21 protein-coding genes are annotated in these 21,650 nt (G+C 44.9%); 4 read left to right on the forward strand and 17 right to left on the reverse strand.

The window, feature by feature from the left end:
• Positions 1–31: 31 nt before the first annotated feature.
• The 4 genes from HMPREF1039_RS04555 to HMPREF1039_RS04570 all read right to left on the reverse strand — a co-directional run bounded on the left by HMPREF1039_RS04555 (position 32) and on the right by HMPREF1039_RS04570 (position 4,886).
• On the reverse strand, positions 32–745 hold the full coding sequence (locus HMPREF1039_RS04555) for a TerC family protein (protein ID WP_007391227.1): 714 nt from the start codon (positions 743–745) through the stop codon (positions 32–34).
• 167 nt (positions 746–912) lie between these two features.
• Complete coding sequence (locus HMPREF1039_RS04560) at positions 913–2,331, reverse strand: FAD-binding oxidoreductase (RefSeq protein WP_007391287.1); 1,419 nt, start codon at positions 2,329–2,331, stop codon at positions 913–915.
• 427 nt (positions 2,332–2,758) lie between these two features.
• The gene (gene proC, locus HMPREF1039_RS04565; RefSeq protein WP_007391298.1) at positions 2,759–3,559 is read right to left on the reverse strand and encodes a pyrroline-5-carboxylate reductase; all 801 of its coding nucleotides are present in this window, start codon (positions 3,557–3,559) and stop codon (positions 2,759–2,761) included.
• Positions 3,560–3,629: 70 nt separating this feature from the next.
• Positions 3,630–4,886: an aminotransferase class I/II-fold pyridoxal phosphate-dependent enzyme gene (locus HMPREF1039_RS04570; protein ID WP_007391321.1), complete on the reverse strand. Its 1,257-nt coding sequence runs from the start codon at positions 4,884–4,886 to the stop codon at positions 3,630–3,632.
• Between the two features lie 367 nt (positions 4,887–5,253).
• Between HMPREF1039_RS04570 and HMPREF1039_RS04575 the strand changes: the two genes are divergently transcribed.
• From HMPREF1039_RS04575 to HMPREF1039_RS04585, 3 genes are all read left to right on the forward strand, one after another.
• The gene (locus HMPREF1039_RS04575; RefSeq protein ID WP_007391215.1) at positions 5,254–6,213 is read left to right on the forward strand and encodes an ABC transporter substrate-binding protein; all 960 of its coding nucleotides are present in this window, start codon (positions 5,254–5,256) and stop codon (positions 6,211–6,213) included.
• Entirely contained in the window at positions 6,188–6,904 is a 717-nt protein-coding gene (locus HMPREF1039_RS04580) for an ABC transporter ATP-binding protein (RefSeq protein ID WP_009369800.1), read from the forward strand. The genes HMPREF1039_RS04575 and HMPREF1039_RS04580 overlap by 26 nt, the downstream gene beginning before the upstream one ends.
• A 114-nt stretch (positions 6,905–7,018) precedes the next feature.
• Positions 7,019–7,645, forward strand: a complete 627-nt coding sequence (locus HMPREF1039_RS04585) for an ABC transporter permease (protein ID WP_007391246.1) — start codon at positions 7,019–7,021, stop codon at positions 7,643–7,645.
• 155 nt (positions 7,646–7,800) lie between these two features.
• Here the strand turns inward: HMPREF1039_RS04585 and HMPREF1039_RS08175 are convergent, their stop codons facing one another.
• Positions 7,801–7,956: a hypothetical protein gene (locus tag HMPREF1039_RS08175; protein WP_007391222.1), complete on the reverse strand. Its 156-nt coding sequence runs from the start codon at positions 7,954–7,956 to the stop codon at positions 7,801–7,803.
• Positions 7,957–8,109: 153 nt separating this feature from the next.
• Between HMPREF1039_RS08175 and HMPREF1039_RS04590 the strand changes: the two genes are divergently transcribed.
• On the forward strand, positions 8,110–9,273 hold the full coding sequence (locus HMPREF1039_RS04590; RefSeq protein ID WP_007391262.1) for an MFS transporter: 1,164 nt from the start codon (positions 8,110–8,112) through the stop codon (positions 9,271–9,273).
• Positions 9,274–9,458: 185 nt separating this feature from the next.
• Here the strand turns inward: HMPREF1039_RS04590 and HMPREF1039_RS04595 are convergent, their stop codons facing one another.
• The 12 genes from HMPREF1039_RS04595 to HMPREF1039_RS04650 all read right to left on the reverse strand — a co-directional run bounded on the left by HMPREF1039_RS04595 (position 9,459) and on the right by HMPREF1039_RS04650 (position 21,650).
• The gene (locus tag HMPREF1039_RS04595; RefSeq protein ID WP_007391297.1) at positions 9,459–10,649 is read right to left on the reverse strand and encodes a pyridoxal phosphate-dependent aminotransferase; all 1,191 of its coding nucleotides are present in this window, start codon (positions 10,647–10,649) and stop codon (positions 9,459–9,461) included.
• Between the two features lie 56 nt (positions 10,650–10,705).
• Positions 10,706–11,122, reverse strand: a complete 417-nt coding sequence (locus tag HMPREF1039_RS04600; protein ID WP_007391253.1) for a SoxR reducing system RseC family protein — start codon at positions 11,120–11,122, stop codon at positions 10,706–10,708.
• Positions 11,123–11,337: 215 nt separating this feature from the next.
• Positions 11,338–13,425, reverse strand: a complete 2,088-nt coding sequence (locus HMPREF1039_RS04605; RefSeq protein ID WP_176603345.1) for a heavy metal translocating P-type ATPase — start codon at positions 13,423–13,425, stop codon at positions 11,338–11,340.
• 2 nt (positions 13,426–13,427) lie between these two features.
• On the reverse strand, positions 13,428–14,081 hold the full coding sequence (locus HMPREF1039_RS04610) for an HMA2 domain-containing protein (protein ID WP_007391310.1): 654 nt from the start codon (positions 14,079–14,081) through the stop codon (positions 13,428–13,430).
• A 2-nt stretch (positions 14,082–14,083) separates the two neighbouring features.
• Positions 14,084–14,398: an HMA2 domain-containing protein gene (locus HMPREF1039_RS04615; protein ID WP_156210613.1), complete on the reverse strand. Its 315-nt coding sequence runs from the start codon at positions 14,396–14,398 to the stop codon at positions 14,084–14,086.
• Positions 14,399–14,466: 68 nt separating this feature from the next.
• A complete protein-coding gene (locus tag HMPREF1039_RS04620; RefSeq protein WP_007391318.1) occupies positions 14,467–14,685 on the reverse strand; it encodes a hypothetical protein in 219 nt (72 codons plus the stop codon).
• A 420-nt stretch (positions 14,686–15,105) separates the two neighbouring features.
• Complete coding sequence (locus HMPREF1039_RS04625) at positions 15,106–16,797, reverse strand: LPO_1073/Vpar_1526 family protein (RefSeq protein WP_007391223.1); 1,692 nt, start codon at positions 16,795–16,797, stop codon at positions 15,106–15,108.
• A 221-nt stretch (positions 16,798–17,018) separates the two neighbouring features.
• On the reverse strand, positions 17,019–18,044 hold the full coding sequence (locus HMPREF1039_RS04630; protein WP_007391269.1) for a hypothetical protein: 1,026 nt from the start codon (positions 18,042–18,044) through the stop codon (positions 17,019–17,021).
• A complete protein-coding gene (locus tag HMPREF1039_RS04635; protein ID WP_007391254.1) occupies positions 18,041–19,192 on the reverse strand; it encodes an S-layer homology domain-containing protein in 1,152 nt (383 codons plus the stop codon). Before HMPREF1039_RS04635 ends, HMPREF1039_RS04630 begins: the two co-directional genes overlap by 4 nt.
• Positions 19,193–19,287: 95 nt before the next feature.
• Positions 19,288–20,271, reverse strand: a complete 984-nt coding sequence (locus HMPREF1039_RS04640) for an asparaginase (RefSeq protein WP_007391217.1) — start codon at positions 20,269–20,271, stop codon at positions 19,288–19,290.
• A gap of 183 nt (positions 20,272–20,454) precedes the next feature.
• Complete coding sequence (locus tag HMPREF1039_RS04645) at positions 20,455–21,192, reverse strand: alpha/beta fold hydrolase (RefSeq protein WP_007391282.1); 738 nt, start codon at positions 21,190–21,192, stop codon at positions 20,455–20,457.
• A gap of 26 nt (positions 21,193–21,218) precedes the next feature.
• The gene (locus HMPREF1039_RS04650) at positions 21,219–21,650 is read right to left on the reverse strand and encodes a hypothetical protein (RefSeq protein ID WP_007391295.1); all 432 of its coding nucleotides are present in this window, start codon (positions 21,648–21,650) and stop codon (positions 21,219–21,221) included.

Consider the following 21,650-nt stretch of genomic DNA (forward strand, 5'->3'; position numbering starts at 1 on the left):
ATATAATACCATATTTCATTAAAAAGTCAAGCTACTTTTTTGCAAAATTCCGGTTCTTTTTGAAAATACAAGCTCTATATCGCCACCCTACACCGCCGCCGATAGTAAGCAACAAACAAAGCCCTTTTCCTGCCCATAAATATTGATTTACTTTTGGAAAATACGATAGTAAATACCCGTCCGTAAATATCATGGAAGCTGCCGCCCAAGCTAAAATAGCGCCGCCCATATAGATTAAAACAGGAAAGCGATTCATAATCTTTACTACCACCGTGCTGCCAAAAATGATAATCGGCACAGAAATCATCATTCCCAAGATTAATAAGCCCCAATGATTATTCGTAACACCTACAATTCCCAACACATTATCCATACTCATTAAAGCGTCCGCCGCAATGATCGTTTGCACCGCTCCGAGCAGAGAACTTTTTGCCGCCACTCCGCGGGCCGCCTCTTCCCCTTGAGAACCGATAAGCTTCATTCCGATATACAGTAGTAATATACCGCCTATTGTTTTGGCGAAAGGAATGCGAAGGAGCAGGGAAACAGCAAACGCCATAATAAATCGCAAGCCGATGGCTCCTATCGTACCGTATATAATCGCCTTTTTTTGTAAATCGGGTCGCAAATTTTTTGCCGCCATACCAATAACGACAGAATTATCCGCACCTAATGCCAAATCCAACAAAATAACTTGTAATACCATGGTAATATCGAACATTACCGCCGCTTCCAATGCTTTCAATCGAAAACCTCCATGTCCTTTATTATTTTAACAGATGTTTTTAGTATAACAGAAAATCTTTTTTTCGTATAATGCTTCTTTATTCCCTATAATACATATATTATTACTGCATGTAACAAAAAACCGGGTAAAGCCAAAGGCTTTACCCGGTAAGTAAATACGTTGTATTATTCAACAGGAACTTCGTCGTTAATGCTGATAACCTTGCCCGGATTCATAATATTCTTCGGATCCAAAGCTCTCTTTACTTTCTTCATCAATTCCAATTCAATGGGATTGCCATATTTTTCCAGCAAAGATTCCCGTTTATAGCCGATACCGTGTTCACCGGAAAGACGTCCGCCCATACGTGCGACAATTTCATAAATTTCGCCCTGAATCTGCGGCAACATTTCTTCCCATTCTTCCTGCGTACGATCATCTTTCAAAATGTCAATGTGAACGTTTCCGTCACCGGCATGACCTGCGCAATGCATAGCAACTTTATACTTATCCGACAAGCGGGAAATCAACTGTACAGCTTCCGGAATCAAGGTCAAAGGAACGACGATATCTTCCATGGAGAAAACTAAGCTGCGAGCCCGGTCTGCTTCCAAGTATGCTTTACGCGATTTCCAAATAACAGCCGGATTGGCAACCAATACATCCAACGCATTGTTTTTACGTGCCAATTCATCAATAATTTCACACTGTTCATCCAATACGTCTTCACTGTCACCGGCAATCTGTATAATAATATAGTTGCCGTTATCCGAATGTTGTAATTTTTCATTCAAGAAAATTTCTACCTGTTTAATAGAAGCATTATCCATAAATTCTACGCAAACAGGAGTAATCCCGGCATTCATAACTTTCGGAGTTAACGCAATCGCCGCATCCAACGTATCGAACACAGCCAAAAGGTCCATTTGATACTTCGGCAACGCAACCAGACGTACAATAACCTTTGTTACAATTCCCAAGGTACCTTCAGAGCCGATATATAAGTGCATGAGCATATAACCCGTAGCATTTTTACGGAATTTCCCGCCGAGCATAACAACTTCACCGGACGGAGTAACCACTTCCAACCCCATAACCTGTTCACGAGTTACGCCATATTTTACAGCACGGTTACCGCCGGCATTCGTGGCAACGTTACCGCCGATGAAGCAGGAATCCCCGCTGCAGGGGTCGCCTGCATAAAAAAGGCCTTTCTTCTTGACTTCTTCCTGTAATACGGAGGTCGTAACACCGGGTTCTGTAACGCAAACCATGTTATCCATATCGATTTCCAAAATTTTATTCATCCGTTCAATCGAAATGATGACACCGCCGAAAATAGCAACCGCACCGGCTGCCAGCCCTGTGCCTGCTGCACGCGGTACCATGACAATATCGTTATCGTAGCACAGCTTAACGACTTTAGATACTTCTTCTGTCGATGCCGGCAATACGACAACCTGCGCTTCTTTCATATAATGCGGATCTGTTACTTCGTCATGAGAATACGGTTCCAATTTGTCTTTGTCCGTATACACATACTTTTCGCCGACGATCTTTTTTAATTCTTCAATAATTTCGGGTGATACTGTGCCTTTTGCCATAGTAATTACCTCCATACAATTAAAATTTTAATGATACGTATAACTATGTTGTATCCAGTGAGATATTGCCCCGCTCAAGAGCGAGGTGCAAGACGTTGTACCGTGGAAGGTACAACTGCAATACAGACTCTATATGCCGTATTGCCGGGTATAAAAATTTTCTCCATCCCGTGTCTTTCGTACCTCATTATAACGCATTATATTTTTTATGTAAATTACCTTTTGACATTTTAGTCATATGATATTCGTATTTAAAATTTTAATCCTATGCTATTTCATCATAGATATTTATGCTTAAAAAATTATTCGCCTTACGAATTAAAAAAATTAAGAATAATTAATATTTAAGATATTTTAATTTTATTTTTTCACTTTTTCTTACACACTTGCATTTTTGATATAATATTTAAAACGTTGATATTTTTTCTCATAATTCCCTATTTTTTTCCGCCGCACAAATAACCGCCTTGGCTACCGTCGCTCGCAATCCGCCCTCTTCCAAGGCGTGTACCGCCGTTATAGTAGTACCGCCCGGCGAGCATACGGCATCCTTTAAAACGCCGGGATGTTCCCCTGTGCTTAATACCATTTTAGCCGCTCCCAATACTGTCTGTGCGGCAAAGGTATAGGCCAACTCGCGCGGCATCCCTTCCTGTACCGCGCCGTCCGCCAACGCTTCTATAAAAAGATACACATACGCCGGACCGCTGCCGCTCACGCCGCAAACCGCATCCATCAACGCTTCTTTTACCACTTCCGCTTTACCGAAACTGCGAAATAAAGCCACTGCAGCTGCCGTCTCTGCCGCCCCTAATTGTTCGTTCACTGCCAAAGCCGCCATCCCTTCCCCTACCATAGATGGCGTATTCGGCATAACGCGAACCACTTTTGCAGCGGCCGGCAACTCGGCTTCCAACCGCGAAAGCGTCACTCCCGCGGCAATAGAAATAAGCACCGTATGCGAGGTAATAAAAGGTCCTATCGCCTGTAATGCCTGCGGTATAACAGCCGGTTTTACCGCCATAATGATCGCTTCCGCATGTGCCGCCAATTCTGCCGGCGTACGGGCAACTTGTACCCCTGTAGAAGCCGCAAACGCTTCCGCTTTTTCAGTATGTATATTATAAATCCATAATTGTTCCGGTTTCATCAATCCGGAAGCTGCGATTCCTTTAATAATCGCCTTTCCCATATTTCCTACACCGCAAACGCCTACTGTATTAAACATATACCTCATCCTTTCCTTACACCCGCGGTCTATACGAAAAAACTGTCGCCATAAACAGCGACAGTTTTTTTTATAAATATCGTGCGCCGACTGTTTCTGCTGCGACTTTTATTTTTTCCGCCAGTCCTTTTAATTTATTTTTTGAAATCGAACAGACTGCCACGCGTATTCCTTTACGTAAAGGAACCAAAAAAATATTTTGTTTTTCCAAATAATCACAAACCGCCTGTGTATTATCCATCGGCACGGTAATAAAAAATCCCGACACATACGGCAAATATTTCAAATCGCACCGATCCGCTTCGTTCATAAAAATATCCGCCCGTTCCCGAATTAAATCAAAATACTGTTGCCGCTCTTTTTCCAAGGACCGCAATTGTACGGGGTCTTGACAGATATGACTCATTACTTTCATAGCCGCACTGTTGGAATTGGACCATGTAGCCCGACTGCTGTATTGATTAATCGCCACAAATTCATCCGCCAACCTTTCATTCGGCGTTACACAAATCATGGCCCCCATCCGTTGTCCGTACATAGTAAAACCTTTGCTGCAAGTATAAGCAACAATGACAAACAACCGTTCCGGCAAATTTCCGAATTTAGTAAAAAAACGGCGACATTCTTCTTTTTCGCCGCTATAATCCAAATACGCCACATCCGGTACAAGAATAATATTTTTTTTCGACCCTTGTAAAAGTCCTTCTAAAAACGCCAATACCCGATCCCAGTCCGTTGCGGTCAACGCAAATCCGGTAGGATTATTGGCCGGCGAATTCATAATAATAACCGTATTTTCCTGCTCCTCAAAAACCGCTTTAACTTGTGTCTGAAAATCCTCAAAATCAAAGGTTCCTTCTTTGTTAATTAAAGAAAAACAACGCAAACTTCTGCCGTTATCCTTACACATGGAGTCATACGCACCCCAATGCCAATCACTGGAAATAATTTCATCTCCCCATTGCGAATAATTGTGAATAACATGATGCAACGCACCTGAGCCGCCGGCTGTAGCGCACGCACGAATATACCCGGCAGGACGGGATTGACCGAAACACTGTGCCGCAACAGCGGTTAAATAGTCTTCATATCCCTGAATCGGCGCATACGCCACCATATCGCGGGGCGTTAATTCGCGGTACGCCTTTTGTACCGCCTCCAACATGACCAACTGCCCTTCTTCATCCAATATGGCGCCTACCGTACCGTTGATAACACGGTCATTTCCCAACTGTACCGCCAAGGCCGTAGCTCGATTATTCGCTCCGAAAATTTTATCCTCAGCACTTTTACCGCGCGCTTGCGGAGCTGCCACACTGTTTATCATATGTATCAACACTCCTTTTTATGATCCTTATATTATAATTTCCGCCTGCATTCCAACGGCACGAATGCCATTAGAATAATATATTTATATTATAGTATTATGCCTTAATTTTCAAGTATTTTTCCCTTACCAATCGGTCGACAAAAAACATCTGCTGCGTATAAGAAGAACTGCTATACCAAACCATTTTTTCATACATTTGTAATTTTCCTATTCTTATTAAGAATACAAGCACAATTGTTTTGATAATTTGTAAAGTAATTTATGCTTTTTCTACATTGAAATTCTCATTTCTTTTTTTTATAATTAAATTATGCACGCTGCATTTTTATTTCATTATTGTCATTTGTAAAGTGAGGTCGTACGTATGAAAAAAATTTTTATGTTCTGTTCTCTCCTTGTCTGTTCTCTTCTATTCTTATTAAGCGGTTGCGGAAATACCCAAACCGCCGCCGACACCCCCAAACCCTACAAAATCGGCGTTTTACGAATTGACGACAGTCTGCCTCTCTATCTGGCCGAAAAGGAACAATTATTTAAAAAAGCCGGGGTTCCTGTCAAAATCATAGAATTCAACAGTGCTATCGATCAACGCAAAGCCATGGAAGCGGGAGAATTGGACGGCATGATGACCGATATGATCGTAACCGGTTTATTAAAAAAAGGCGGTAATGACGTACGTATCGTTGCCACCGCCCTGGGAGCCGACAAGACGGAAGGACGATTCCTTGTCGTGTCCGCACCGAACAGTTCCTTAAAAACCGCCCGCGATCTGCCGAAAGGAAACGTCGCCATTGCCAAAAACACAATGATGGAATACTTATTGGAGCAATACGAAACCGAATTACACCTGCCGAAAAATCGAATAAAAACGATACAATTACCGAATTTATCGCTGCGCCTGAATGCCGTTCTTGCCGGCAAGGATGTCCAAGCCGCCATTTTGCCGGATCCCTTGGCCGCCTTTGCAGTTCGTCAGGGAGCGCATATTCTCATTGATGACACGAAACTTAAGGAAAATTATTCACAATCCGTCATTATTTTAACGCAAACTATGATTACGAACCACCGTCAAGATGTAACTAAATTTCTCACCGCCTATAACACTGCTATTGCACACATCAATCAAAACCCCGCTGCCTATCGGAACTTGGCTTTACAAAAAGCCAACATTCCCAAATCATTAGCGGCATCTTATAAGGTTCCCGCTTTTACCGAAAAATCGGTTCCCGCAAAAGAAAACGTCCAACGCGTCATGAATTGGATGGTCTCCAAGCACTTACTGGAAAAGCCGTATACCTATGATGAATTCGTTCTTCCCCAATAACCCGCCCTTATTGGCCCTGCAAAATATCAGTTGGTCTTATCAGCCGCAACAGCCGCTATTCCGACATTTTTCTCTCCGCATCCGGGCCCGTGAACATTACAGTATTATCGGTACCTCCGGAAGCGGAAAAACCACTTTATTACACCTTTGCAGTGCCTTATTGGCGCCCACTTCCGGACACGTATACTTTCAAGGAGCGCCTTTATACAAACCCCATCCGCGCATCAGTGTCGTATTCCAGCACTACGGTCTATTTCCATGGAAAACGGTAGAAGAAAATATTTTTTTACCGCTGCGCTTACATAACGCTGCCGGTCTCCCCCCGGCGGATCCCGACCTCCCGGCAAGATTGGAATTGGAAGATATACGCTCCCACTATCCCCATCAACTTTCAGGCGGGCAACAACAACGCGTAGCACTGGCTCGTTCCCTTATCAGTCACCCGCGTTTATTACTGTTGGATGAACCCTTCAGTGCCTTGGATGAATATACCGGGGCGCTGTGTCGCCGAGAAATTCATCGGTATCTGCAACAAACCGACGCCACCTTACTGCTCGTCACCCACAATTTAACCGATGCCCGCTCCTTCGGAACCAATATTCTCGTACTATCTCACAAAAAAGGAGGTGTGCCTCGTGTCGTTCCGCATTCTACCCCCGCGTCCGTACTGCGAACTTTTTTGGAACCATAAAAATACCCTTTTTCTTTACTTCCTTATATATGGACCTTACTTTTTTTCGCCCTCCTGTGGGAAGGCCTCTCCCTTGCTTTACATACGTACCTCCTGCCGCCGCCGCATATCGTATTGAAGCATACGTGGCAACTTTGGCAGGAACAGGAACTGCTGCGACACATTCAAGCAAGTTGCGGAAGATTGTTGCTCGGCTTATGCGGAGCGTTATTACCGGCCGTTCCTGTAGGACTGTTAGCCGGCCGAACCCGGCGCGGGAACGCAATCCTTTCCCCTTTTCTCTATTTATTTTACTCTTTGCCCAAAATCATCTTTTTGCCGTTAATATTGATGGCCATGGGGTTAGGAAATGCGCCTAAAATATTTTTAATTTCCTGCACCGTCTTCTTTCACATAGCCATTGTCATCCGCGATGCCGCCCGTGCCATTGATCCCATGCAGGTCGCTATTTTACGTTCCCTCGGTGCTACCCCCGGGCAAACCTTTCGTCATTTACTCTGGCCGGCGTGTCTGCCCGCCATATTAACCGCTCTTCGCACCGGTTTAGGAATTGCCTTGGCCTTGTTATTTATTACAGAAACCTTTGCTTCTTACTCCGGATTGGGATATTTTATCATGAATGCCATGGAAACCCGTAACTACGAAGACATGTACGCGGCAATTATTACCTTGGGGCTGTTAGGAATCGGCTTTTATATTCTTCTTGACCGAATAGAACGAAAAGCTTGTCCGTGGAAATAAATAAAACACCCCTGAACCACACGTGCCGACAGGGCATTCCCTGTCGGCACGTGTTACGTATGATACGGCACCTAATATACCTACCGCCATCCCCCGGCGCCGCTTTTCCGGTATCCCGTCTTAGTCGCGAGAGCCGGAAATCCATATATTCTTTTTTATAAGTCCAATCCTTCTTGCAATTTTGCAAAAATTTTTTTCTCTTCCTCGGTCAACGGACGCCCAAAATCCAAAATTAATTCTTCGCCACGTTTTTTGCTCTGTTCCGGTTTATGTAAATCACCGGGTTTGACGCTATTATCACGAATAATCAAAAAAATCCCTCCTATCTGCGTTTTCTTCATTATACCACATGCAGACGCCGCGAAAGCAAGAACATAAAAAGATATACATCCAATGTAAAAGTGCTATAATAAATTATATTATTTTTATGTAGTATATTTATTATGAAAGACTTAGGTGAATGTATGAATTGGAAAGTTTGTTTATCTATTTTAACCAGTAATGTTATCTTCATGGCTGCCACCTATACCATGCTGATTCCTTTTTTACCCATGTATTTAACAAAAGAATTAGGTGTTACGGCCGGTACCGTCAATATTTGGTCGGGCATTGTATTTTCCGCTACCTTTGTGATCAGCGCCTTTATGGCCCCCATCTGGGGACGTCTGGCGGATAAAAAGGGCAAACGTCTTATGGCCGTGCGTTCCAGTCTGCTGTTAACGATTACCTATTTTATGGGAGGGCTGGTTCATACGCCGTTGCAATTAGTATTTGTACGTATATTTCAGGGATTCGCCGCCGGTCTTTGGCCCATGGAATTAGCGCTGATGTCTACTTATGCGCCGCCGAAAAAACAAGGCTTCTGTCTCGGGGTTATGCAAGGCGCCTTAACTGCAGGGTCCGTAATAGGGCCTCTTTTCGGCGGGTTTTTAGCAGACTGTTTCGGCATGCGCATGTCTTTTTTTATGGCCGCCGCCGTGCTCTTCCTGAATACGTTAGTGCTGCTTTTCTGCATCAAAGAAACCCCTCCTGTCGCCGCGGTTTCCGATTCCCTGACGGACCGTCCTTCCTTGTGGAAAAATCCCCTTATTCGGCGCATGTTAATTTACGCCGTGTTTGTACAAATGGTTATTTTGTTAATTCAACCGGTATTAACCCTATATATTCAAAATATGACCGGTCCTATTCATAATATTATCTTTATTTCGGGATTAGTCTTTTCGTTGGGAGGCATCGCCAGTGCCGCTTCCTCTCCCCTCTGGGGGCGTTTCGGCCAATTTCACGGCTTTCGAAAATCATTAACCATCGCCGCCGCCTGTGCCGGCATTTGTTTTTTAATACAGGCCGTTCCCAATCATCTCTATTATTTTGCCGCTACTCAATTTGCAGTCGGACTTTTCTTTTCCGGCTTATATCCTTCTATTAACGCCTTATTGGCCGAAAATACTACTTCCCAAGAAAAAGGAAGCGTTTTCGGGCTTTTATTTTCAGCCCAGCAAATCGGCTCTATTGTCGGTCCGCTGGCGGGAAGCGCCATTGCCGTTTGTTTCGGCATGAAATATATTTTTATCGTCGCCGGACTGATTCTGCTCGCCATGAGCGCCTCGCTATATAAAAAGCCCGCTTAATTCTCTTATTTTCAAAATCAACAAAAAAAATATATTCTTCAATCCCTTCGGAGCTATCCCCCATAGCTGCGACCCTATAATAGGATAGCCGCCATCCGGGTTTCCGCTCTATTGCAAAGGCCGATTACCGTACATTCCGGTAATCGGCCTTTGCGCATACACGATATAATCGGATACTTTATAAACTATTCCTTATAGCCATCTATCAATTTTTTAAACACCGGAAAAGAACGTCGAATCATCGCTTCCTCTACACAATAAGAAATCCGCACATATCCCGGACATCCGAAACTGTCGGCCGGGACAATTAACAGGCACAATTTCTTCGCTTTTTCAGAAAAGGCCGTCGCATCCGCTTCCGGAGACTTTACAAAAAGATAAAACGCCCCGTCCGGATATACACATTCATAGCCCATTTCCGTTAAACTTCCATACAATAATTTTCTATTCCGATCATATAGTTCAATATCCGCAACCTGCCCCATACATTGTAAAACCACCTTTTGAAATAAATGAGGCGCACAAACAAAGCCCATCGCTCTTCCGGCTCCACATACGGCCAAATATATAGTATGCGCATCCGTAACCTGCGGCGGCACTAAAATATAGCCGATCCGTTCTCCCGGCAAGGACAACGATTTACTGTATGAATAGCAAATAATCGTATTCGCATAATATTTCGGCACATATACAATCGGTTTGCCGTCATAAATAATTTCTCTATACGGTTCATCGGAAATGATATAAATAGGATGACCGATTTCCTCCGATTTTCGCTTCAAAATTTCCGCTACCGCCGCATAAGTTTCAGGAGCATAGACAACCCCGGAGGGATTATTGGGGGAATTCAGGATAATCGCCACCGTTTGCGGCGTAATCGCCGCTTCCAACGCCGCCGGCGATATTTGAAAATGTTCCGTGTCGGGCGGCAAAATAACCGGGCATGCCCCTGCATTCTTTATAAATACAGTATATTCCGGAAAAAACGGCGCTACCAAAATAATTTCATCGGTCGCGTTTTCTACCAGCGCTTTTAAAGAAATAGTCAACGAAGCGGCCGCACCGCAAGTCATATAAAAATTATCCGCCGTCACTTGCGCCTGATACGTCTTATTCATATACGCAGCCAATCCCTCCCGTACAGTCCGATCACCGGCAGCCATCGTATACCCGTGCACACCGACAGCGGGTTCGGATTGCACAATATGACAAATAGCTTCCGCCACACTGTCCGGCGGCGGTACCGTGGGATTTCCGATACTGAAATCGAAAACATTTTCTTTTCCCACTATAGCCGCTTGCGCCTGTCCGTACGCAAATAAATCCCTAATAACGGAAGACTGTGCGCCTAACGCAACCATGTCTTTTGATGCCATATACACCCACTCCTTTTTTTACACTTCCCGCATACCCGAAGGTAACATATGCCGACTTACTTGCAAATTTCTATAATTTTCGGCTTGGCCGTTTGATCATTCCGTAATGAGCGATCAAATACTTTTACACCCCCCACGCCGACTAAAAAGCCTATAATACCGCCAATAACCGCCGTATGCACCGCATCGGCAGCCTCCCGAAGCCCGTAATAATGTCCGCCGATTGCCCCTATGGCGGTGATCAATAGCGGCATAATAAAACACACAAATGCACCGACCACTATATTGGATTCCCGTACTTCAAATTTCACATGTTGCCCCACTTCTACACCTAACGGATCCACTGCCGTAACCACAATATTTTCCGAACCCGGACAGGAGCCGCACGCCATACAATCCGAATGTCTCCCCACTTTAACTTCCGCCAATCCCGGCGAGGGAACCGCAATAATTGCGCCTTCTTCAATTTTCATTTACCGTCCCTTCTTTCTCCCCGACACAATCTGTCTGCATATATATTTTATTATATTATAAATTTACTACTTAAAAAAGACAAGGAAAATAGACAGGATTCATCTTTTAATTCACATAAAGGGAATAATTAGTACAATGAAAACTTCCTTTAATTAAGTGTTTAAAAATAAAATACACCCGTTTCTTATTATAAGAAACGGGTGTACTCTGTATCCTACCTGACTATTTTTCTGCGAGTGGATCCTAAAATGCCGGCACTATTCAAAACTACCGCCAACGTAGCCGTATTGTGAATAACCGCCGCCCAAAGCGGACTAATACGACCTAAAGCGCCCAATAACATCGCCGCCGAGTTGACTACAATAGTAGCCGTAAAGTTTTGATTAATAACTTTCATCGTACGTCGACCAATGCGCAGAGCTTCATATAAGCGACCGGGGTCTTCGGAACGAATGGTAATCGCCGCCGATTCGGCGGCAATATCCGTTTTATTGCCCCCCAAGCTGACCCCGATATCGGCAAACGCCAATGCGGGAGCATCATTAATGCCGTCACCTACCATCATGACATTGCCGCGTTTTTGCAATTTCAGCACATAATTTGCCTTGTCTTCCGGTAAAATTTCCGCATGGTATGAATCAATATCCATATTGCGGGCCACTTCCGCAGCCACTTCTTTAGAATCCCCGGTTAGCATAACGACTTCATCAATGCCGATACGGCGCATTTGATTTAAGGTTTTCTTCATCGCCGGACGAACGGGATCCTGAATCGTCAAGCTGCCGATATACCGGCCGTCGCATGCCACATAGAGAATATTATTTCCCCAAGCGGTGTCATTCGTAACCGGTACGCCGGTGACTCCTTCTTCCGTCATGAAACGCCGACTGCCGACCAATACAAACCCGCCTGCGTATTGTTCAAAAGAAGGAACCTGCGCGCGCATACCGCGAGCCACTACGGTTTCCGACATATCATGCGGAGGCGTATCCCAACCTTTTCCTTTTACATATTTTTGCACAGCTACGGCCAACGGATGTACCGAATGCATTTCCGCCGAAGCGGCCAGAAGAATGACTTCTTTTTCTTCCACACCTTCCACCGTATCAATATGGGAAATTTGCGGCACACCCATAGTAATCGTACCGGTTTTATCCAGCACAACCGTATCAATGTCGGCTAAATTTTCAATATAATTACCGCCCTTAACCAAAATTCCTTTACGTGCGGCCAAGCCGATCGCGGCCGAAATAGCAGTAGCTGTCGAAAGCTTAAGTCCGCAAGAAAAATCAATAAAGAGCAAATTTAATACGCGCTGCCAATCTTTCGTGGCACCATACACAATAGCGGCGCCGATAAAAGAAATAGGAACTAACATATTGGCCATTTTATCGGCAAAATTTTGTACAGGCGCACGCCGTGTTTGCGCCTCTTCTACTAAATGAATAATTTGTGCCAACGACGTATCGGCACCCACTTTTTCAACGACAATAATTAAATCTCCGGCTTCAATGACACTGCCGGCATACACAAAGGAGCCGGATTGTTTAATCGCCGGGTTGGATTCTCCCGTAATAGACGCCTGGTTCACTGCCGCATTACCGGATAAAACGCGCCCGTCCACACAAATTTTTTCACCTAAATGAACCGCAATATGATCTCCTACTTTTAACGATTCTACCGGCACTTTGCGTTCTCTTCCGTGTTCAATGAGCCAAACATCCCGCTGATCCAGTTTTAATAAACCGGATATTTGCCGTCTTGCTTTTTCAGCCGCATATTCCGTTAACATTTCCGCTCCGTTGGACAATGCCAACAAGGTCAGACTGGATTCCGGCTTACCTGCCAACAAAGAGGCGGCAACAGCAGTGGCCGTCAACGTATCCGCATTGGCCTGATGATCCTTCACCAATCCCATGACGCCGTTTTTAATCACCCGACGGGCAATATACAGAGTGAATAGCCGCCGAATCAGCAAAATACTGCCATAAAATTCCGGATTGGTTTTTCGCAGGATATTCATGGCAATAAAACCGCCTACGGATAAAATCGCTTCACGACGATACGCCGCAACATCCCATTCTTTTTTTTCTTCCTTTTTCTTGCCGTACGTCAACTCATAGCCGGATATAAGCGTACGAATATATGCCCAATCCGGATTCCCCGTATAATACATGCGAATTTGCGTTTCTTCCACCGTTGCCGCCGCCATACCGACGGTCTGTCGGATTTTAGCACTTAACATAGGGCGAACTCGCTGGGGTAATGTTCTGTTCAACGTAATCACTGCCCGCGTGTACATAATTATCGCCGCCCTCTCAATAATGCTGCAGCCCACCACAACATTTGCGGACCGGTAGGTCGTTGATCAAAGGTAAGTATTTTCCGCAAGCCGCGTATAACCAAAATCAGAGAAATAATCGACCTCAAATCAAACATTCGCCCGGTTTTCCGTAAAATAAAATGACTGAACCCGTCCAGCGTTTCATAAATTTTTTCCATATATACGGTAGGACCGCCATGTGCATCCAAGTGTTCTTCCCGTGCCTCTTCTTCCCGACGTAAAGGAAACAACCGAAAACGTAAAAACCGTTCCACTTCATCCAATACCGATTCATTATCCGAGCATACTAAAATGCTGCCTGTAGAAGCATGAACCTGCACCTCATTCACACTTGTCAATCGCAATAAATGTTCTTGTAACAACGCCGCCAATGCCGTATTGTCCACCAGCTCGGCCACGCGATACCGTCTGCGTCCGGGTGTGGCGGAAACGCAGGAAAACGGCAATATTTCTTCTTTTTTCTTGCTTGTCCGGGCTCCCCCGCTGCGATGTGTTCGGGCGGACTTGGAAACAAAATCCAGCACATGTGCTCCATGGTGATCATTTTTTAAAAACATACCGTGAATCGCTTTCCCGATAGAAGCACCTAACATAAGTCCGGAAATTAAAGACATAGTTATCCTCTCCTTTCTGCATGCATCTTTATATATTGTTCCACCTTGGCAAACCGACTGTTTGCCCGTACCGCTTGTGTATTATATAAAATCAAGGCGGAACCGGTCACCGTATTAATTTCCAGTTTTCGTATTTCCGGATATTGCGCCGCCATAGTCGAAAGTTTTTTACTCAATTCCGTATTCCCGACCAATTTGCCGCTGCGCAAACGAATTCTCCCCGGAATATAAGAGGAAATTTGTACGGCACGAAGTATAAACTCCCATTGTAAATCGGATAAACTGGGAAAGAACAATAAGCTCACTACCCTTCTCAAGATAAATCTTCTTTTTCATACGCTTAAAAAAGACTGCCACCTCCAAGGCAACAGTCTTTTTTTTACTCTTATTGTGCTTGCGCTGCTTCCTGTGCTGCAATCATATCTTCCAACTCTTCTTTTTGACGTTGCAATTCGGCCAACGGTACATTGGCGGCTACCGCACCGCCTGCCGGTTGCTGTAAAGCCATGAGTTGTTGTTCTCTTTCACTCATCAACTTATATCCGAAAATACCGGCAATGACACCTACACCTAAACCAATCCAAAAATCGCTATTCTGAAACATAATGGCACCTCTCCTTTGCAATAAAAAAGCAATTAATATTTTTGACACCCTTATTATATAAAATATATTCCTTCTTGTCAATGAGAATGAGACGGCATTTTTTATTTTTTTATTCAATTTCTTCGCTTATTTGCTGGGTTTATCAATATTCTCATTATCATTTTACGTTTTTATACGAGTTATGCAACGCATCTGATTAATAAGAAATCATCGCAGTATCCTTTACATTCCTTACGCTGCCTATATTTTTTATTATATATTAATTTATTATCGTAATCCATATACTATATAAAACGAAAAAAGTTACATTCTCTTTACGCCGATTTCTGAAACACGCTACCAAAGAAGCGCCGCTTCCTCTGCCTGTATATAAAAAATAAGACATGTCTCTTATAAGACATGTCTTATTCCTGCCGGTTTCTATTCAAACCAACGGGATAAATCCACTTCTTCCCCGGTTACACTATGAATATATCCGTGTGCCAAATAAAGTCCCAATAAGGATAATGTGGAAACTCGTAGCTGCGAACTGTCCCACAAGTCACTCAAATCTGCCAATACAGGCGAAATATTTTCCATAATATTCAGAGCTGCTTCCCCCGAAAAATCGACCGGTCTACTTTTTACCGCCTGTAAAAGACGTTGTTGCATACGACGGTCTTGAATATGTATGCGATTAAAAAATGCTTTTGCCATAGATTCATCAATCAACGCTAATTTTATTAAATCAGAATTAAAAGACGTAACGACATATTCCGCAGGAATACTTTGGCCCTGCAAAATATCCTGTAACTCCAATGGGGTCATCCCGCGATACTCGAACAACAGAGGGTACGAACCGCGTAAAATTTCCGCAAACCGGGTTTCCTTATTTTCCGTAACGGTACATTGATAATATCCCAATTGTTGATAATAAGCTTTTTCCATCGGCAGCCCCGCTTGAAACGGAAGCACATGAGAATCCAAATAACTGCAAAACGATTCTTTATCGACATTGCGCGTATTCCGCGAATACAAAAACGTAAACAAAATCGCTAAAATTTTATAATGAGGAAGCGACAAATACGGAAGCACCTTCAAGGCTTCCACCGCAATAAAATGTCTTGTCGTTGCCGCTGTTTTCCGCACGGCATCCTTAAACGCCATTAACGCAATTTCTTTCACCTCTTCTTGCGGATGCGCAACATAGGCCTTTTGCATATTATGCAGTGCTTCATGAGCAAGCAACGGTTCTATAAGTTCCTGTCTTTCCCGATCACTCCGGCAGCCGACATACGTAAATGCGGCAACTGTAATTTCCGTTACCAAAGCTTTTCGCTTTGCCGTCGCCTTGCCGAAATGCTGCAAAAAATCATCCACACACTGCTGTATGACCGGTGATATTTCCGCCGCTGTAAAAACGGGGCTCGGTTGTTGACCGCGCATATCCGCCACCGTCGCCTGCGGATGTACCTGATCGCCCGGGGTATTTTCCGTATGCCGCGATGCCGCCGTTTCGCTATGTCGCCCGTCTTGTAAAACCCGCCGCATGTCCTGCCGATTTATAATTTGTGTTTTTTCTATTTCCCGCTGTTTTTCATTAGCTGCCAACACATGTTGTACCGCGGTTTTGGCCCGTGCTGCCCGCACGGCTTGTTTTTCAGCCAAATCGGCGGCTACTACAGCCCCTAAATCTTCCTTTTCCCGGCGAGACGTCGACAGGTTTTCTTCCCTACTTCTTTCTTGCTCTTTTTTTTCTTGCGCCGCTAAAAATTCTACATCTTCTTTCGGCAATACATACGTGGCCTCTAAATCGCGAACGGCATGTCTTTTATTATGCACTGCCGTACCACCGGTTTGCCGCACCCGACGCACCGTTTCTCCCTGCGTTGTCCCCCAAGCGGTGTTCTGTGAAGGTTCGTGCCGTTCATGCGCAACCGACGGTTTCACTCGTTGATCGGTCACAGTTATTCCGTTTTGTTTTATTCTTCTGAATTGATTATCATTACGATTTAATACTTCCCCATTGCCCATTTCTTTTTTTCCCGAATTACCGGAAAAAACAACATAACACACTCCGAAAAAAATAACCACAATGCCGATAATAATGGCATACGGTAACAAGCTGCTCATAATATTCTCTCCTCTAATACGCACCGGATTTTTTTTATTTTACCATCGTTCCCATATAGCGCCAATGTAAAACATACCTTTGACCGGAGACAACCTTCTCCATATGTTATGCGGTTATACTGCCTATATCCATCGTATTGCCGCATCCGGTATGTCATTTTATTCCTTACTTCCGAAACAAAGCCCTCAGTACAAAATTTTGTCTAAGGGCTTTATGTCGATCATCTCATCACTTCATATTGAAAATCATCAATCGCCTGTTCCATCTCCGGGGATAATCCCGGCACATAAGGAACAAATCGCAAGCGGTTCTTCTCTCGCCGAAGATTCTCCTTATACTGCGGATTATTCCCTTGTCCCGCCGCTACAACATAAAGCATGTGCGGCAATATATTTTTTTGCAATACCTTCCGAGTCTCCACCCGTAAAGGCTGCCATACCGTAAGGATAAGTTGCTGTCGCTCATAATTCGGTACCAATGCCCGATACTTTTCCCCGTCTCCGCATTGTTTTAAAATATACTTCACTTTTTTCATTTGCGTCAAATACTCTTGTTGACTATATACTACGGAACGTATTCTTACGTTTCCGGAGCGCACCCATGCGGCGGGAATTATCGCTTCAAGATGCTCTCTTTTCTCCGGATACACACCGATAACCACCGCATTTTGTTCTCTGTATATAATCCCGTTTGCGAAAAAATTCGCCGGAGAGCCATAATATCCCAAAAGTTTTTGCCAAACCCGTTCTTCGTCCTGCCACCCGGAAGGGGACGGCATCGTTGTTCCATACAAGGCATAATATACGCTTCTAATCGCTTCATATCGCGTCACGGGCACTGATTTCCCGTTAAGCGCAGGCATCTTCTTGCCGCCGACACGACCGTTAAATTGTTGCCACCGTTGCAAAATAATCTGCAAATTTTGTCGGGTGACCACCGCATTTCCCGCTATTTTCAGGGGAAAAATGCCATTTTTTTGCAAAATTTCTCGACTATTACTGCCGCTGTCTGTCACACCCGGTATATTTCCATCTACATCCGTCAGAAGTTTTGCCAATTCATTATATGTAATCTCCCGTTGCGGGTACAAACGCTTTTCCGGAAATACCTGTAACCCTCGCGTAACTTGTAAATACGAAAGAATCTGCGCATCCGGCAAGCCGGACGTATCTATATACGTCGCTCCGCACGCAGAAGTAACACAAAAAAAAGAAACAATCATACCTATGATATACTGTACTCTCATACTTTACTCCCATACGCCCGCACAATGCAGCGGACATTTGCACCAAAAGCTTCCTGCAATGCCGCTCGTACCGATTTTTTCATTACCGGAACCGTCAACACAATCGTTTCCGTTGTATAATCTATCCCGGTTTTAATCACTGTGCCTTGCGGCATCTCAGATAAATAAACAGTTTTGGCCCGATCCGTCAACTGTTGATAATCCATAATACTATAGCGTATCGATTTCACAGCGACTATCGGTTGCAAATACTCGTCATGCTGTAACAATTTTTCCAACGCCGCTCTTTTTACCGCCGATTTACAACCGATATGCAACACGTTCCCTTGCCAATACAGTACCCCGTCTGCGGCAAAAGCGCCGATCGAACCATATACGGTACGAAGGTACCCGAAAACCTGCTGTTCCGCTTCCCGGGAAGAAAATACCGGCGCAACACTCGCCAACTGCCGCTCCTTATGTACCGGCAGTACTGCCCGGCGTGCTTCATGAAGCGCCGCCTTCTCTGCCGGAACGGCCGTCATCGATACGGTCTTATCTTTTTGTTGTTGCCGCTCATATACACGTTGCAACATCCGTACGGCGGCTCCCCGACTGACAATCGCATGCGGATAAAAGCGTTGATTCTCGCCCTGCATAATATGTTGTGCCGTCAACGCATATACCGCTTTCTTTGCCCCGTCGGCAATCTCCGCATCATCTTTATATAAAGAAACAGTGCCGGTTAACGGTAAATTATTCACTTTCATATAATTATACGTAACAACGGCAAACTCCTGTCGCGATACATATCGTTGCGGCCGCAAATAACCGGGTTTAAAACCGGTCATACTATGCCGACCGGTAACTAAGACTACGGCACTCTTCGTCGGACGGGCATGCACACCCTTATAGGTTGCGTTTTGAGGAGTTTGTATCCCCGTCATCTGCGCCAATAAACCCGCCAATTCCTCCCGAGTAAGCGGTTGGCGAGCCGTCTTCGGCTTACCGCCGCTTACCCGAAGCCCCGGCGATTGCCGTGCCTGCACAGTCACGGCCGTAGAGGTCGGCGACAACGCATGCCGCCCTACCGCCCCGGCCGCTTCCACAGATGCGGTCAAAACGACAAGTACCAATACCGCAGTTACCCTGCGTATAACAAAGTTCATATTACCTTCTCCCGTCTTAACGCTGCAAATCTTATCCTGCATTTTAAATTTGTTTTCATTGTAGCACAGGCCATACAGCAGAACAAGCGTTCTTTTCAATGCGTTTGCAACAAGTGTTGTATCCGCGTAGAATCCGCCCCCTGCAGCAATGCCAGCTGCAATAAAATTTTTGCTTTTTGCGGCGTCAGCGAATCTCCCCAAAGACACCCGGCATATTCTTGTAAAAAAGTAACCGTCCCTCCCGACACCCGACTCGTCCGCACAAACAGTACGCCTTGTTTCTGCAACGCCTCGATCTTCGTATAAACGCCTTGCGGCATTCTGCCATGTCCCAAGCCGACCAAAACCATTGCGGGCGCCCCGGCGGCCGCCAATACGGAAAAAAGATTCGGATCCATCCCCACATGACAATATACAATCGGTACATACGGCAATTCATCGGTTATCGGCAATATAAGCTGCGACTCGTAAGTGTGTAAGCGCAATGGCCGTTGATAAAAATACGGTCTGTTTTCCTGCACCACACCGACATATCCCTGTTGCCGACATTGAAACGAATCCACTTGTGCCGTATCCGTTTTTTCTACAAAGCGAGCAGCACATATACGATTATTCATCACGACCAATACCCCATATTTTCCCGCCTCGGGAACCGCCGCCGTCTGTACGGCCGCCAATATATTAAGCGGACCGTCGGCGCTTAACGCCGTTGCCGGGCGCATGGCTCCCGTCAAAATAATCGGTTTGTCCGTATGTACGGTTAAATTTAAAAAATATGCCGTTTCTTCCAATGTATCCGTACCGTGTGTGACGACCACTCCGTCACACGAATCCTTTTGCAATACGGTCCGGATTCTCCCGGCCAGTTTAATCCAAAGCGCTTCCGTCATATCGGCACTGTCCAAATTACAAAATTGCTCTCCGGTTAAAACCGCCGTCTTCCGTATAGCCGGTACAGCTTGCACCATCTCTTGCCACGCCAACTTTCCCGCCTGATATTGCGTAAGTGACTCCGCCCGCTCGCCGATGCCGGCAATCGTACCGCCGCACGCAATAATATGTATGTGTTTCATCCCCATACGCACCTCTTTCATTAATGATGTATAAAATTATAGTCTACCTACGCCGACCGACGAGTTTCACGATTTCCCTCATCCGACTGTTCCGAATTTCCGAACCGCAACCGCGCCGCTGCATAAAAAACGCACAGCTCCCTAACTATACACCATTAGGGAGCTGTGCGGCAATAAAAAACAGGTTCATTAATACCGCGGAATATTTCGCTCCAACCACGCGATGGCATCTCCCATCATATTGGTAGTAACATAATGTCCCACGCCTTCATACAAAATATGTTCGGACGTAACCTCTTCTTTATGAGATAATTCTTCCATATATTTTTTTTGTGAAAGCGGATTCACGGTCGTATCCGCCGCCCCATTCAACGCCAAAATGGCCCGACCTCCCAACAAATGCGCATGTTTATAGGGATCCGTCACACGAAAATTCATTTCCAACGCATGTTGACCCTTAAACGGCGGAATGTCCAAATCTTGATGAAACAACCGATCCGCTTCCGCCCACCAGCCGGTACCGTTAATCGCTACAGCCGCACAAAATTCATCAAAAAAACTCATAATCCCCAAGGCGGTAATCGCTCCCATAGAATGGCCCATAAGGATTTTAGGAACCCGTCTATTCCAATGAATAATATACTTTAACCACAAAGGGACTTCCCGAAAAGATTGAAACACGGTTTGCCAAAAATTTCCATACATTCGTTTGGAATCATAATCCAACGTTCCCCGTTCCCCATGATTTACAGCATCGGGAATAATTACATCGTAGCCATATGCAGCTAAAAGTCTTGCCCGCACCTCTTGCTTCTCTTTATTGGAAGACCAGCCGTGATAAAACAAAATGACCCCCTTCGGACGTTCTCCGCAAGACACATGCAAGCAGGGAAACCCTTCCATATAATGCTTTGTTACCTCAATCATCAGAACCCCTCCTCATTTCAGTAATTTCATTTTCTATGTTGCCGCGAACGTATCGCCAAAGGCGGTTGTAATATTTCCGACCAAATAATTCCCGCATATAGGTCTTGCGCCTCAGGAGCTACCTCGTGCCAACCGTCTCCGGACACCGGTCGCCGGCGCGCCGACGACCGCATAGGTGAAGCGATTGTTGCCGACTTTTTATCCGGACCGACAATCGACGCCGGAAAAGATGCGGTATTTTCTTGGCGAATCTCTTTTTCTTTCGTCTCCGCTATCAACGGATCCCGTTTCTTTTTTTCTTGTCGTGCCGGTATCGGAAACGAACGAGACCTTCGACGCTTCTTATACGTTCTTTTTCTTCGCAGTACATCCGGTAGAGAAAACACGGCAAATAATATAATGGGAAAAATAATTTTAAAATTTCCTGCCAATGATATAGCAGAATCCGCTATTCGCAT

The sequence above is a fragment of the Megasphaera lornae genome (assembly GCF_000214495.1).
In the GTDB taxonomy this organism is placed as follows: Bacteria; Bacillota; Negativicutes; order Veillonellales; family Megasphaeraceae; genus Megasphaera; species Megasphaera lornae.